The organism is Subtercola boreus, from assembly GCF_003399635.1.
Classification (GTDB): Bacteria; Actinomycetota; Actinomycetes; order Actinomycetales; family Microbacteriaceae; genus Subtercola; species Subtercola boreus_B.
On record NZ_NBXB01000041.1, the window covers coordinates 174,199 to 187,857 of the forward strand.

The window sequence follows — 13,659 nt, forward strand, 5'->3', positions numbered from 1 at the left end:
ATTGTCGCCCACTGTCGCGGCGGTGACTCCCACCGGCGGCGTCCTCCGTCCACGGGCCGCGTAATCGGCGGCGCGCATCCCCGGCCAGGGGACACCGCCCGTCCGACTACAGCAGCGCGACGGGCACGTATCCCCGCAGATCCGCCCGCTGGCCGGAGGCGTGGATGTCTCCCCTGCCCACCCCGGCCTCCCAGGCCAGATCGCCGGTGGCGAGCGCAACCCAGGTCGGAGCATCCATCTCCACCACATTCGGCGGAGTCCCCCGGGTGTGCCCGGGGCCCTCGATGCACTGGATCGCGCCGAACGGCGGAACCCGCACTTCGACCGTGTTGCCCTTCGCGCGCTCCGACAGTACCTGGAGGGAGTACCGCACAGCCATGGCGAGCACGGGGCGCGGCAGCAGCGTGGCGAGCGCCGTGGCATCCTCGGCAGACTGCACGGCCGACCGGGCGTCACGCAGGGCGGCGGCCCCCTCAGCGTCGAGGATTCGTGCGCGGGCCATGCACCAAGGGTACCCGCGGGCGGGGTTCGCGGGGCAGCCGATGGGGGGAGACCTGCCGCCCCGCGAAGTGACTTCGTACGACCGGCCGCAGGGGGGATGCGATCGGCCGCACGAAGAGGGTTCGCGCGCCGGGCGGGCCAACCGGGGGGAGGTGGGACCCGACGCGCGAAGTCTGTGGTGTTGTGTTGCTGTTGAGTTGCCGTGTTTCGTGTGACGGGCAGCTAGGGGGGATACCACCCGCCACACGAGCGTGCGATGCCTCAAACAGCACCTCACATAGAGAAGAGAGTGCCCACCGGTCATTCCATTACGCGGACTTCGCAAAACTCTTCAAAACTTTTCGGATACCCCTCCCGCCCTAGAATCGTCGAGTGAAGATTCTCGTTCTCGGTTCCGGTGCTCGCGAGCACGCCATCGTCACGTCCCTGCTCAGAGAGACCACTTCGACAGGCTCTCCAGCGCATGAGATCGTCGTGGCGCCGGGCAACGCCGGCATCGCAGCCGTCGTCCAGACAGCAGAGCTCGACCCGAACGATCCCGAGGCCGTCGCGAATTTCGCGATCGAGCGCAACATCCAACTCGTGGTGATCGGGCCCGAGGCACCCCTCGTGGCCGGGGTCGCCGACGCGCTCCGCACCCGCGGCATCCCCGTCTTCGGTCCGTCGAGCGCTGCAGCGGCCCTCGAAGGCAGCAAGACCTTCGCCAAGCGCATCATGGATGAAGCGGGGGTGCCCACCGGGCGCGCCCGCCGCGCCGCGACCACCGCAGAGATCGAAGCCGCCCTCGACGAGTTCGGTGCGCCCTGGGTGGTCAAGGCCGACGGTCTTGCGGCGGGTAAGGGAGTGCTCGTCACGAGCGATCGCGACGCCGCACTCGCCCACGCCACCGGCTGGCTCGCCCACGGCGACATCCTCTTCGAGGAGTTCCTCGACGGTCCTGAGGTGTCGCTCTTCTTCGTGAGCGACGGGCACACCGTGCTGCCCCTCTCCCCCGCGCAGGACTACAAGCGCCTGGCCGACGGCGACGAAGGCCCGAACACCGGCGGAATGGGCGCCTACTCCCCTCTGCCCTGGCTCGATGACGAATTCGAGAGCGAAGAGGCGTTCGTCGACGAGGTGCTCGTCTCCATCGCGCTTCCGACGGTGCGCCGACTCGCCCACGAGGGAACGCCGTTCATCGGCCTGCTGTACTGCGGACTCATCCTCACCGCCTCCGGCATCCGAGTGATCGAGTTCAACGCGCGCTTCGGCGACCCCGAGACGCAGGTCGTGCTGCCGCGCCTCATCAACCCCCTCAGTGACCTGCTCTTCGCGAGCGCGACGGGAACCCTCGCCGACCAGCCGCAGCCGACGTTCTCGACCGAGAGCGCCGTCACGGTGGTGCTGGCGAGCGAGAACTACCCCGAGCATCCGGTGACCGGCCGCGTGCTGACCGGAGTCGACGACGCCGACCGGATCGATGGCGTGCATGTCACGCACGCCGCGACGGCGCTGTCTGGCGGCCAGCTGGTCTCCACCGGAGGTCGGGTGCTGAGCGTGGTCGCGACCGGAAACGGCTTCGGCGAAGCGCGCGAACGCGCCTATCGCGCGCTGTCGCTGATCCAGCTCGACGGCGGCCAGTTCCGCAGCGACATCGCTCTTCGCGTCGACGAGACAGCCGCGGGTGCGGGCGCCAGCACGGGTGACGGGGCCGGCGCGGGTGGCTCCGTCGACGTGCCCGGGGCCGAGCAGCACCTCGCTCCCCTGGCCGGCTGGCGCCACGTGTACTCCGGCAAGGTGCGAGACCTCTACGTTCCGACTGCTGCCGCTTCGGTGGATGATGCGGCCGCCCTCCTGGTCGTGGCGACCGATCGGGTGAGCGCGTTCGACGTGGTGCTCGAGCCGGGCATCCCCGCCAAGGGCGAACTCCTGACGTCGCTCAGCCGCTGGTGGTTCGACAGACTCGCCGGGTTCCCGAACCACCTGGTCGACGAGGATGCGGCCCGGGCCGACGGTGTGCCGGCGGTGCCCGCGTCTGTGCGCGCCCGCGCCATGCTGGTGAAGCCGCTCGACATGTTCCCGATCGAGTGCGTGGTGCGGGGCTACCTCTCGGGCAGCGGCTGGATCGAGTACCAGGCCTCGCAGAGCGTCTGCGGGGTTCCCCTGCCGGCCGGCCTGGTCGACGGCGACCGCCTCCCGCTGCCGATCTACACGCCGGCGTTCAAGGCCGAGCTCGGCGACCACGACGAGAACATCACCTTCGAGCGCACCGCGGAACTCGTCGGCCCCGAGATCGCTGAGGCGCTCCGCGGGCTCTCGCTCGCGATCTACGCCCGTGCTGCCGAGATCGCCGAAGATCGTGGGATCATCCTCGCGGACACGAAGTTCGAGTTCGGCGCCGACCGCGAGACGGGCGAGATCACCCTCGCCGACGAGGTTCTCACCAGCGATTCCAGCCGTTACTGGGATGCCGCCGCCTACGATTCGGGCGAGCGCACCGCGAGCTTCGACAAGCAGATCGTGCGCAACTGGCTCTCGGCGAACTGGAACCGCGTGGGCACGCCCCCCGCCCTCCCCGCCGAGGTCGTCGACCGCACTGCCGCCCGCTACCGCGAGCTCATCGAGCGCCTCACCGCCTGACGAGCCCCTCCTCCCTCCTCCCTCCTCCCTCCTCCCTCGACTTTCTCGTTCGCGCACGCTCGCGGCGAGTATCCCGCTTAAACGGGAAACTCGGCGGACCGAAGGCGCGTGCGGGCGCGGACAGGCCGAGGGGACGGGCGCGGGACGCCGCGAGGGGTGGTGTCGGCGCATTTCCCTCACGTCGACTTTCCCGTTTGCGCACGCTCACGGCAAGATTCCCGCGCAAACGGGAAAGTCAGTGGGGAGGGAAGGAGGGGAGAGTGGAGAGTGGGAGGGCGGGCGGGGAGGTCAGGCCGCGTAGGCGCCTACAAGGCGCACCGCGCCGCCGTCGATACCCTTCGCGCCCTGCTCGAAGCCGGCCCCCGCGAAGTCGCGGGCGGACGTCGAGACGGCGCCGACCGGCCAGGTGCGGATGCCGTCGGCCGCGAGCGCCGCCGCGACCGCCGAGGCCGACGAAGCCGCGACCACCGCGAACATCCCGATCCCGAGGTTCCAGGTGCCCTCCGCGCTCTCCAGCGTGGTGCCGGCCCACGAGCCCAGCACGCGGAACACCGGCAGCGGCGACCACGTCGAACGGTCCACCTCGACCCACGAACCACGCGGCAGCACACGCGCGAGGTTCGCCGCGATACCGCCACCCGTCACGTGCGAGAGAGAGTGCACGGCCCCGGCGAGGGTGGGATCATCCAGAACCCGCAGCAGCGGCGAGGTGTACAGACGGGTCGGTTCGAGCAGGGCCTCCCCGACCACACCGCCGAGCTCGGCGGAGGTCGACGTGTACGAGATCGACGCTCCGGCGAGGATGTGGCGCACCAGCGAGAATCCGTTCGAGTGCAGCCCGGACGACTCGAGTGCCAGCACCACGTCGCCGTCGACCACGCGTGGGGGGCCGAGCAGGGCATCCGCTTCGACCGCACCGGTTGCGGCACCCGCCACGTCGTAGTCGTCGGGCCCGAGGAGCCCCGGATGCTCGGCCGTCTCTCCGCCGACGAGCGCCGTTCCCGTGGCGGAGCAGGCGCGGGCGATGCCGGCCACGATGTCGGCGATGCGCGACGGCACCACCTTGCCGCAGGCGATGTAGTCCGTCATGAAGAGGGGGCGCGCGCCGACCACCACGATGTCGTCGACGACCATGCCGACCAGGTCCTGCCCGATGGTGTCGTGCTTGTCGAGGGCCTGCGCGATGGCGACCTTCGTGCCGACGCCGTCGGTGGAGGTCGCGAGCAGTGGCTGGCGGAACGACTTGAGCGCCGAAACGTCGAACAGCCCCGCGAAACCGCCGAACCCGCCGACCACGTTCGGCCCGTGCGTCGCCGAGACGGCCGACTTCATCAGTTCGACCGCGAGGTCTCCGGCCCGGGTGTCGACGCCGGCGGCGGCATAGCTGTTCGTCATGCGTCCTATTCTCGCAGGCGGCACGCCACAGGCACGAAGCGAGTCGGGCGGCACCGGGCATCCACCCGACAGGTCAACCACCCCCGCCCCGCCGATAGACTGGAGCACGGCCTATTTCTCTACCCGTCTGGAGCCCGCCAAAGCATGTGCGGAATTGTTGGCATCGTTTCGTCTGAGCCCGTCAATCAACTCGTCTATGACTCGCTCCTGCTGTTGCAGCACCGCGGCCAGGACTCCACCGGCATCGCGACGGCCGAGCGCGACACCTTCCACGTCATCAAGGCGAAAGGGCAGGTGAGGGAGGCCTTCCGCACCCGCGACATGAGGTCGCTCCTCGGCACGATGGGCCTCGGTCATGTGCGCTACGCCACCCGCGGCAACGCCGGCAGCGAGCAGGAGGCGCAGCCGTTCTACGTGAACGCTCCGTACGGCATCATCCTCGTGCACAACGGTAACCTCACGAACACCCGGGAGCTCACGCAGGAGCTGTTCCACATCGACCGTCGGCACCTCAACACCGACAGTGACACCGAACTGCTGCTGAACATCCTCGCCCACGAGCTGCAGGAGCAGGTCTCGGGCCTCGACCTCGACCCCGAGCAGGTCTTCAACGCCGTGTCCCGTGTGCACGAGCGCGTCGAGGGCTCCTACGCCACGATCGCCATGATCGCGGGTCACGGGCTGCTGGCGTTCCGCGACCCGTTCGGCATCCGCCCGCTGACGCTCGGCAAGCGCGTGCTCGAGTCGGGCCGCGACGAGTGGGTCGTGGCATCCGAATCGCTCGTGATGGAGAGCCTCGGCTACGAAGTCGTGCGCGACGTCGCCCCCGGTGAGGCCGTCTTCATCACGATGGGTGGCGAACTGATCTCCAAGCAGTGCGCTCCGGATGCCCGGCTCATCCCCTGCTCGTTCGAGTTCGTCTACCTGGCCCGGCCCGACTCGGTGCTCTCGGGCATCTCGGTGTACGAGGCGCGCCTGCGTCTCGGCAACCGTCTCGCCGACACCGTCGCCCAGTGGGCCCCGTCGGGCGACATCGACGTGGTCATGCCGATCCCCGACTCATCCAGACCCGCTGCAATGCAGGTGGCGCAGAAGCTCGGCATCGAATACCGAGAGGGTTTCTACAAGAACCGCTACGTCGGCCGAACGTTCATCATGCCCGGCCAGGCGGTGCGCAAGAAGTCGGTGAGGCAGAAGCTCAACGCGATGTCGACCGAGTTCAAGGGCAAGAACGTGCTGATCGTCGACGACTCGATCGTGCGCGGCACCACGTCGAAGGAGATCGTCGACATGGCCCGCCAGGCCGGTGCGAACAAGGTCACCTTCGCCTCTGCGGCACCACCCGTGAGGTTCCCGCACGTCTACGGCATCAACATGCCCTCGCGCGACGAGCTAGTGGCTCACAACCGTAAGATCCCGGAGATCGCGGCCTACATGGGCGCCGACCACCTGATCTACCAGGAGGTCGCCGACATGCAGGCGGCCATCATCGAGGGGTCTTCGGTGGAGTCGCTCGAGATGAGCTGCTTCACCGGTGACTATGTGACCGGCACGGTCAGTCCCGAGTACCTGGCGTGGGTGGAGCGCACGCAGAACTCGTAGCGCCGGGCGCCGTGTCCGCGAGGCGGATCCGCTGCCCGGTGCACCCGACCCGGAGGGAGCAGGCATGGCGCTGACCCGCCTTCGGCGAGCGCAGGTCGTGGCGATCATCCTCGCCGTCGTGGTCCAGGTCAGCGTCGTGCTGGTCGGGCTGCGGCTCTACGCCTACCCCGACACGGACGCCCCGGCCCCGACCGACGCCGTCTTAGTGATCGGCCCGCCGACTCCGACGCGCATCGCGATCGCCCAGCGAATGGTGGATGCCGGACTCACGTCGAACGTCGTCATCTCGGTGCCGCCGCCGGGCTCCGACTCCCCCGGGTTCGAGGCGTCGGCCCTGCCGATCTGCTCGCAGCCGCAGACGTTCACGGTGTACTGCGTGACGCCGTCGCCATTCACCACGCAGGGTGAAGGTCGTGCGCTGCAGTCGCTCGCCGCATCCCACGGCTGGACGTCGGCGACCGTGATCACGTTCACTCCGCACATCCTGCGCGCCCGCATCATCATGGAGCTGTGCTTCACGGGCGACCTGCGGATGGTGGCGGACCGCGCCCCGATCGGCGCTGCGCGCTGGATCTACGAGGCGATCTACCAGACGTCGGCGTTCGTGAAGGTGCTCGCCGAGCCCTCGTGTTAAGGCGCGGGTCGGCTCTCCTTGCCGCGCCGTAGTTCAGGAGGCGCGGCCCGCCGAGGTCAGATGATCGATGACCCCCCGTGTGGCCTGAATACGTGCTGGGCGCGCGGCGCGGGCGCGGGTGACTCCGGATGTCGCGTGGCTGGCGGTAGGCGGCATCCGGATGTCGCGTCAGGCGTCAGACCGCGACGGGTGCGTTCGCCGGGGTCCAGCCGAAGGCGGGCGCCACGTAGCGGGCGATCGACTCGAGCAGGTGCGCGTTGTACTCGACCCCGAGCTGGTTCGGCACGGTGAGCAGCACGGTGTCGGCCGCCTGCACCGCAGCGTCGGCCGCGAGCTGCGCCGCGATCACGTCGGGCTCTCCGGTATAGCTCTTGCCGAAGCGGGCAATACCGCCGTCGAGGTAGCCGACCTGGTCTTCGGCGTCGCCCCGGGCTCCCACGCCGAAGTAGCGTCGGTCGAGATCGGTCGTGATCGGGATGACACTGCGGGAGATCGAGACACGCGGCTGGCGGAGGTGCCCGGCAGCCTTCCAGGCGTCACGGTACAGCTGGATCTGCTCGGCCTGCAGCTCGTCGAACGGCACGCCGGTGTCTTCGGTGAGCAGCGTCGACGACTGCAGGTTCATGCCCTGCTCGGCGGCCCAGACGGCGGTCGCGCGCGTGCCGGAACCCCACCAAATGCGCTCGCCGAGCGACGGAGACTGGGGCTCGATGGCGAGCGGGGTGGTCGACCGCGACATCTGCGGGTTGGGGTGCACGACCCCGGCACCGGCAATGGCGGCGCGGAAGATCGCCGTGTGCGTGCGGGCGAGGTCCGCATCCGTTTCGCCCTCCGCGGGGACGTAGCCGAACGCTTCGGAGCCACGGAGTGCCGTCTCGGGCGATCCACGGCTCATGCCGAGCTGCAACCGCTCTCCGGCGATCAGGTCGGCGGCGGCCGCGTTCTCGGCCATGGCGAGCGGGTTCTCGTACCGCATGTCGATCACGGCCGTTCCGAGCTCGATCGTCTTCGTGCGCGCACCCATTGCGGCGAGCAGCGGGAACGGCGACGCGAGCTGGCGGGCGAAGTGGTGCACGCGAACGTACGCGCCGTCGATGCCGAGTTCTTCGGCGGCCTCAGCGAGTTCGATCGACTGCAGCAGTGCATCCTGAGCCGTGCGAGCACGCGAGCCGACTACGGGCTGGTAGTGGCCGAACGACAGGAACCCGATCTTCTTCTTCATACCCTGTACAGCGCTGTGCGGGTGCGCGGTATTCCCGACTCAATGCATTCGCATGGAGATGCGCGGTGATGGCTACGGGAACCGTCGCGGCGGCGGCGCTCGCGCTGCCCCGGCCGGGCCGGTACCGAAGGGACCCAAATCGCTGCTCGAGCGTCCGGTTGGAGCGATATGGGTCCCCTCGGGTGGCGAAAGGTGCGGAGTGGGGCGGGAGGGTGGGAAGGGAGGGTGGGAAGGGAGGGTGGGAAGGGAGGGTGGGGAGGGTGCGGCGCGGGGCGGGCGCGGGGGGGTGGGTGCGGGACCGCGCTCAGGCCCGGGCGCTGCCGGAGGCAGACGAACTCACGGCGGCCCCGGATGCCCGCCCGGCCGTCCGCGCGCTCGGGAGGCAGAGCGACAGCAGCACGAGCCCCGCGACGGCCACCCCTACGTAGACGAACCCGAGCGGCGCCTGCGAGTCGTCGGGAAGCCCAGCGGCGGCCGACATCGTGATCGCGACGAAGAGGTAGCAGATCGCGCTCGTCAGCCCGCCGACGAGGCCCAGGTTGCGGTCGAACTTGCCCAGGGTGAGCCCGTAGGCGAGGGGGCAGAGGGCTCCGCAGCCGGCAAGGGCGAGCATCCCGCCCACCGTGATCCAGACGAAGTGGGGCCCCACGAGCACACCGCTGAGGCTCAGGATGATCGCCCCGGCGGTGAACGAGACGAGCGCCCCGAACCCCAGCACCCTCGGCGACACCCGGGTGGCGAAGTGCGCCGTCGACAGTTCACCCGCCAGGTTCGCGGCCCCGACGAGCAGCGCGACGAGTCCGTAGATCGCGGGCGAGAGTCCCAGTTGCGTTTCGTAGAGGAGCGGCGCGACAACCCCGAAGAGCAGCTGGGCGACCGCGAAGACCGCGAAGACGAGCGTCAGGCCGATGAAGATGCGGCGCCGAAGGGTCGAGGCGAGCACTCCCCCGATCTCACGCAGGTCGATGGGCGTGCGCTTCTCCACGGCGAGCGTCTCGCGCAGCAACAGCACGACGGCTGCTGCCGCGGCAAGCGCCGACACCGCGATGAGCACGAAGATGCCGCGCCACGAGATGTACTGCACGAGCAGACCGCCGATCGCGGGCGCGATCACCGGCGCGAGTCCCCAGGATGCCCCCAGCAGGCCCGAGATCGAGGTGAGGCGCGCGCCGCGGAACCGGTCGGCCGCGATCGCGTAGACGATGACCATGGTGGCGCATCCGCCGAGACCCTGAACGAAGCGCAGGGCGAGCAGGGTGTAGATGTCGGCGGTCAGTGCGCAGCCGATGCTGGCAACAAATAGCAGGGCGAGGCAGACCAGCAGCGTCGGTTTGCGACCCTTGGCGTCGGCGATGATGCCGATCGGCAGGAGTCCGATGCTCATCCCGAGCACATAGGCAGAGACGGTGTTCTGCACGAGGGTCGAGCTGGCGCCGAGTTCGACGATCATGTCGGGGATGGCCGGCGTGTAGGCGTCGATCGGGATCTGGCTGATCGGGATGATCGCCAGCAGAATGGCGATGAGCAGGCGGTTCCCGGCGGCGCTGGGCGGTGCGGCATCCATTGTTCCCCCTCGTTCTGCTGGCGCCAGCTTAGGGGAATGTCTGGCGCCGTAGTTTAGTTGTAGCTACAATGAATGACATGACTTCCTCGAACGGCGTCGCAGCTTCGAACACCGACATCCTGGCCGCCGCAACCGGCATGGGCCCGGTCACCCTGCGGGTGGGTGACCTCGACGCCATGATCCGCTACTACCGCGACGGCGTGACGCTCGACGTGCTGAGCGCAGACGGCGACGTCGCGGTGCTCGGGCGGGGAACGACCCCGGTGCTGATCCTCCAGCACGCACCGGAGCTCCGGTCCGCCGAGCCGCGCTCTGCGGGGCTCTACCACACGGCGATCCTGTTCGATTCCAGGGAGGCCCTCGCCGCCTCGATATACTCGGTCGCCACGCTCGCGCCGGGGAGTTTCACCGGCAGCGCCGACCACAAGGTCAGCATCGCGTTCTACTTCACCGACCCCGAGGGCAACGGCGTCGAGCTCTACTGGGACCGCGACCGCACCGAGTGGAGCTGGGTGCACGGCAGCATCGAGATGGCGACGCTCTACGTCGACCCGAACGCGTTCCTGCAGCAGTACCTCACACCGGAGACCGTGGATGATCCGCGGCGCGGCCTCGGCGGAGCATCCGTGGGTCACGTGCACCTCTCGGTCGGAGACGTCGCATCGGCCCGCGAGTTCTATGTTCGGCGGCTCGGCTTCGAGTCGACATTCGAGGTGCCGGGCAGCGCGCTGTTCGTGTCGGCGGGCAAGTACCACCACCACATGGCCATGAACACGTGGGAGAGCGCGGGCGCGGGACGACGGCGCTTGGCGCTCGGATTGGCGCAAGTCGATATCGTGGTGCCGACGCGCGACGACCTGGGTGCGCTCGAGGAGCGGCTCGGGCACTACGGCACGGCGTTCCGGAACGATGGGCTCGCCCTGGCGATCGATGACCCGTGGGGCAGCCTCGTGAAGGTGTCGGCCGCCCTGTAGCTAGGGGCTACTGGGCGGGCCTATTGCAGCAGTTCGGCGATGCGGGCGATGGTCGCGTGCCAGATCGGGGCGGCGGGGTCGATGACGGCGAAGTGGTCGCCCGGCCGTTCGAGCAGCTCCGGATGCCCGACCCGCCCATTCACGGCCAGATTACGGTTCGGCAGGGCGAAGTCGTCGACGTCGTCCGTGCCCTGCACGAGCAGCCACGGGGTGCTTCGGCGCTCGAACAGGCTCGGCGAAGCCGCGGCGTACCGCTCCGGATGCTCAGCCGGCGAACCGCCGAGGGCCATCCTGATCGCACCATCGCTCGAGTTGCGTTCGAATGCTCCCGACAGGTCGACGACCCCGGCGAGCGATACGGCCAGCGCGATGGGTGGGACGGTCGCGGCAGGGCCGCCGGCAGCGGGCGTGGCGGGGGGCGTCGCGGCAGCCGCCGCCGTGTCCTCGGCGAGCTGCAGCGCAAGCTGCCCCCCGGCGGAATGGCCGATCACGGTGAGCGGCACGTCGGGGGCGAACGACGGGATGCGAGCGAGAGCCGCGAGGGCGGCCCGCACATCTGACACCGTGGCGGCCCAGTCATGGGCATCCGGACGCCGGTACTCGACGTTCCACACGGCCCAGCCGCGCGCCGCGAGGTCGGCGGCCATCGGATCCATCAGGTCGAGGTTCCGCCGGGAACGGTAGTAGCCCCCGTGAAGCAGCACGGCGGTGCCGATGGGCCGCGAGCTGCCGCCGGGCATCCACCACTCGCCGAACTGGTCGGAGTCGTCTCCGTACGCGATCCGCCCGCCACTCATGTGCTTCCCTTCGCCGCTCGAAGCCTACCCTCAGCATCCCGGTCGGCAAGCGCGCACATTTGTCGCTTCCGCTGGTGCGCGCGCAGGAGCGGAAGCGACAAACTGCGGCGCAGCGAGCGCGGGCAGGTCAGCGGGGCGGGGCGGTCCCGTCGTCGGCCGCCGAACCGGCGGCCTCGGTCGCGCGGGTGGCGGCGCGCGCCTCGCGCGGCACTTCGAGGGGCCCGGTGAACTGGCTGCCGCGGAGGGCCGCCGACGCGTCGCCGCTGAAGAGCGCGTCGGGAAGCGTGTCGGTCGGCACGGCGCGTGTGCGCGGCACGTCGGACTCGAGCGGGGTCTCTGAATGCTCGACCCGCGTGCGCGGCACCGAGAGCGGCGAGACCTGCTGGATCCAGCGCACAAGCTGTTCCCGCACATAACAGCGGAGATCGAAGAGGGTGGGCGCATCCACCGCCGTCACCAGGATGCGGATGTGCACGAAGCCGCCCACGGCATCCGTGACCTGCAGGATGGCGACGCGGTGGTCCCAGAGGTCGGTGAGTTCCATGACGCGGTGGAGTTCGTCGCGCATGCCGTCAGGGTCGACCCGCCAGTCGAGGTCGAAGTCGACGGAACCCATCAGCTCGGAGTTCTTGCGGGTCCAGTTCTGGAACGGCGTGTTCGTGAAGTACGTGGATGGCAGCACCATCCGGCGGTCATCCCACAGGTGCACCACGACGTAGGTGAGCGTGATCTCCTCGATGCGCCCCCACTCGGTCTCGACGATGACCACGTCGTCCACCCGGATCGCGTCGCTGAAGGCGAGCTGCATGCCCGCGAACACGTTGGCGAGCGTCGACTGAGCGGCGAGACCGGCGACGATCGAGATGAGCCCGGCCGACGCCAGAAGCGACGCGCCGGCAGCCGACACGCCCGGGAAGGTCAGCAGGATCGCCCCGAGCCCGATGAGCACCGCGGCCACAACCGTCACGCGCCGGATGATCAGCACCTGTGTGCGGAGGCGACGGGCATGCCGGTTGTCGGGAACATCGGTGCGATACCGTTCGAGACCGAGGTCTTCGAGGAAGATCGCGAGCGCGCAGAACAGCCAGGCCCCGGAGGCGATGGTGGCGATCAGCGCGCTGTGGCTGAGGAACTCGCGCCACCACGGGTCGACCGCTGTCATGGCCTGCAGGGCGATCCAGAGTGCAATGACGAGCAGGAAGACGCGGAACGGCACCCGGGCGCGCCGGATCAGGTGTTTCGCCCAGTCTTTCCGCCGGCTGATGCGACGCACGACGAGCGCGGTGAGCGCCGTCACGACCACCGCGCAGACGACCGCGATCGCGATGTACGCGAGCGCCTGAAGCCACGGCGTGGAGGTGATGCCAGCGATGAATTCCGTCATTCGCCCCATGGTAAACCGCCCGGCTGCGAGCGGAACATGAGCCTGCCATGAAACCCGTGCACGTCTTGAAGTCGAGCAGCGGGAGGGGTTAGCGTTCGACAGGTACCACTAGTGAAGAACGAGCGAAGGAGTACGTCATGGCAGGAATCGAATCCAAGTTCGACAAGGCCTACGAGACCAAGCCGATCGAAGAACTGGCGTCGGCGCCGGTCGCGTCGCTGCAGGGCGTCAGCGACAGCGATGCCGAGCATCTGAAGGCCGCGTTCGGCATCAAGACGGTGAAGGACCTCGGTACGAACAAGTACTTCCTCTGGGCGCAGGCCGTGGCGAAGCTCGCCGAGTAGCGCAGCTCAGTCAGGCCCGACTGGTGTGGGCGCATGCACTGGTGCCCACACCCATCCAGCAGACCCCATCTCGATTCGGCTAGCTCCCAGCACGAGTCACCATAATGTGATTTATGCTCATATCGTGGAAGAGAAAGTTCGTGATCGTCATCTGTGCATCGGTTCTGGCCGGCAGTCTCTCCGTGGGCCTCAGCGGATGCGGCTTCATCAGATTCGGCACGTACACGTCGGGAACATCCTCAGACCACGGCCCGGTTGGTTCGGGCAACGGTAGCCCCGGGAGATCCAATTCTCATTCAGGTCACGGTCATCACTGACCGGCCGGATGCCCGGGGGTGCGCCGAACGCCACGCCGAGAACCACCCCATCTTAAACAGGGTGTTCGCTCGGGCTGGATGAGCAGCGCAACCGTCATGCCGCAGAGGGCCGACGACCAGATGCCAGCAGAGGGCATCCACCAGCAGTCGGGAGAGCACCCGCCTGCTGAAGATTCCGACTAGGGCGTGTCTCCTAAACGTGGTGTCAGTGTTCTGGGATGCTGTGGGGATGTCCCGTTCTGCTGTTTTGAGTGATTCCGATTGGGCTATTTTGGAGCCGTTGTTGCCGTCGTCTGCGGGTCGGCG

11 protein-coding genes are annotated in these 13,659 nt (G+C 68.8%); 5 read left to right on the top strand and 6 right to left on the bottom strand.

All coding sequences use genetic code 11. From position 1 onward, the window contains the following. Positions 1 to 106: 106 nt before the first annotated feature. Positions 107 to 502 carry a sterol carrier family protein gene (locus B7R22_RS15790; RefSeq protein WP_116412646.1) on the bottom strand — a complete coding sequence of 132 codons (396 nt, stop codon included), beginning with the start codon at positions 500 to 502 and terminating at the stop codon, positions 107 to 109. Between the two features lie 371 nt (positions 503 to 873). Between B7R22_RS15790 and purD the strand changes: the two genes are divergently transcribed. Next, a complete protein-coding gene (gene purD, locus B7R22_RS15795) occupies positions 874 to 3,120 on the top strand; it encodes a phosphoribosylamine--glycine ligase (RefSeq protein WP_116412647.1) in 2,247 nt (748 codons plus the stop codon). 288 nt (positions 3,121 to 3,408) lie between these two features. Here the strand turns inward: purD and purM are convergent, their stop codons facing one another. Next, the gene (gene purM / locus B7R22_RS15800; RefSeq protein WP_116412648.1) at positions 3,409 to 4,515 is read right to left on the bottom strand and encodes a phosphoribosylformylglycinamidine cyclo-ligase; all 1,107 of its coding nucleotides are present in this window, start codon (positions 4,513 to 4,515) and stop codon (positions 3,409 to 3,411) included. A gap of 144 nt (positions 4,516 to 4,659) precedes the next feature. Between purM and purF the strand changes: the two genes are divergently transcribed. Both purF and B7R22_RS15810 read left to right on the top strand, forming a co-directional pair. Then, positions 4,660 to 6,117 carry an amidophosphoribosyltransferase gene (gene purF, locus B7R22_RS15805; RefSeq protein ID WP_116412649.1) on the top strand — a complete coding sequence of 486 codons (1,458 nt, stop codon included), beginning with the start codon at positions 4,660 to 4,662 and terminating at the stop codon, positions 6,115 to 6,117. Between the two features lie 64 nt (positions 6,118 to 6,181). Beyond that, a complete protein-coding gene (locus tag B7R22_RS15810; protein WP_116412650.1) occupies positions 6,182 to 6,751 on the top strand; it encodes a YdcF family protein in 570 nt (189 codons plus the stop codon). 175 nt (positions 6,752 to 6,926) lie between these two features. Here the strand turns inward: B7R22_RS15810 and B7R22_RS15815 are convergent, their stop codons facing one another. Both B7R22_RS15815 and B7R22_RS15820 read right to left on the bottom strand, forming a co-directional pair. Next, positions 6,927 to 7,973, bottom strand: coding sequence for an LLM class flavin-dependent oxidoreductase (locus tag B7R22_RS15815; protein WP_116412651.1), 1,047 nt, complete (start codon positions 7,971 to 7,973; stop codon positions 6,927 to 6,929). A gap of 304 nt (positions 7,974 to 8,277) precedes the next feature. Continuing rightward, positions 8,278 to 9,537, bottom strand: coding sequence for a multidrug effflux MFS transporter (locus B7R22_RS15820; RefSeq protein ID WP_116412652.1), 1,260 nt, complete (start codon positions 9,535 to 9,537; stop codon positions 8,278 to 8,280). 77 nt (positions 9,538 to 9,614) lie between these two features. Here B7R22_RS15820 and B7R22_RS15825 point away from each other — a divergent pair, with 77 nt between their 5' ends. Then, complete coding sequence (locus B7R22_RS15825; RefSeq protein WP_116412653.1) at positions 9,615 to 10,511, top strand: VOC family protein; 897 nt, start codon at positions 9,615 to 9,617, stop codon at positions 10,509 to 10,511. A 20-nt stretch (positions 10,512 to 10,531) separates the two neighbouring features. Here the strand turns inward: B7R22_RS15825 and B7R22_RS15830 are convergent, their stop codons facing one another. Further along, positions 10,532 to 11,308, bottom strand: a complete 777-nt coding sequence (locus B7R22_RS15830; RefSeq protein ID WP_116412654.1) for an alpha/beta hydrolase — start codon at positions 11,306 to 11,308, stop codon at positions 10,532 to 10,534. A 127-nt stretch (positions 11,309 to 11,435) separates the two neighbouring features. Further along, a complete protein-coding gene (locus B7R22_RS15835) occupies positions 11,436 to 12,692 on the bottom strand; it encodes a mechanosensitive ion channel family protein (RefSeq protein WP_116412655.1) in 1,257 nt (418 codons plus the stop codon). Positions 12,693 to 12,829: 137 nt separating this feature from the next. Between B7R22_RS15835 and B7R22_RS15840 the strand changes: the two genes are divergently transcribed. Beyond that, on the top strand, positions 12,830 to 13,036 hold the full coding sequence (locus tag B7R22_RS15840; RefSeq protein ID WP_116412656.1) for a hypothetical protein: 207 nt from the start codon (positions 12,830 to 12,832) through the stop codon (positions 13,034 to 13,036). The last annotated feature ends 623 nt before the right edge of the window (positions 13,037 to 13,659 follow it).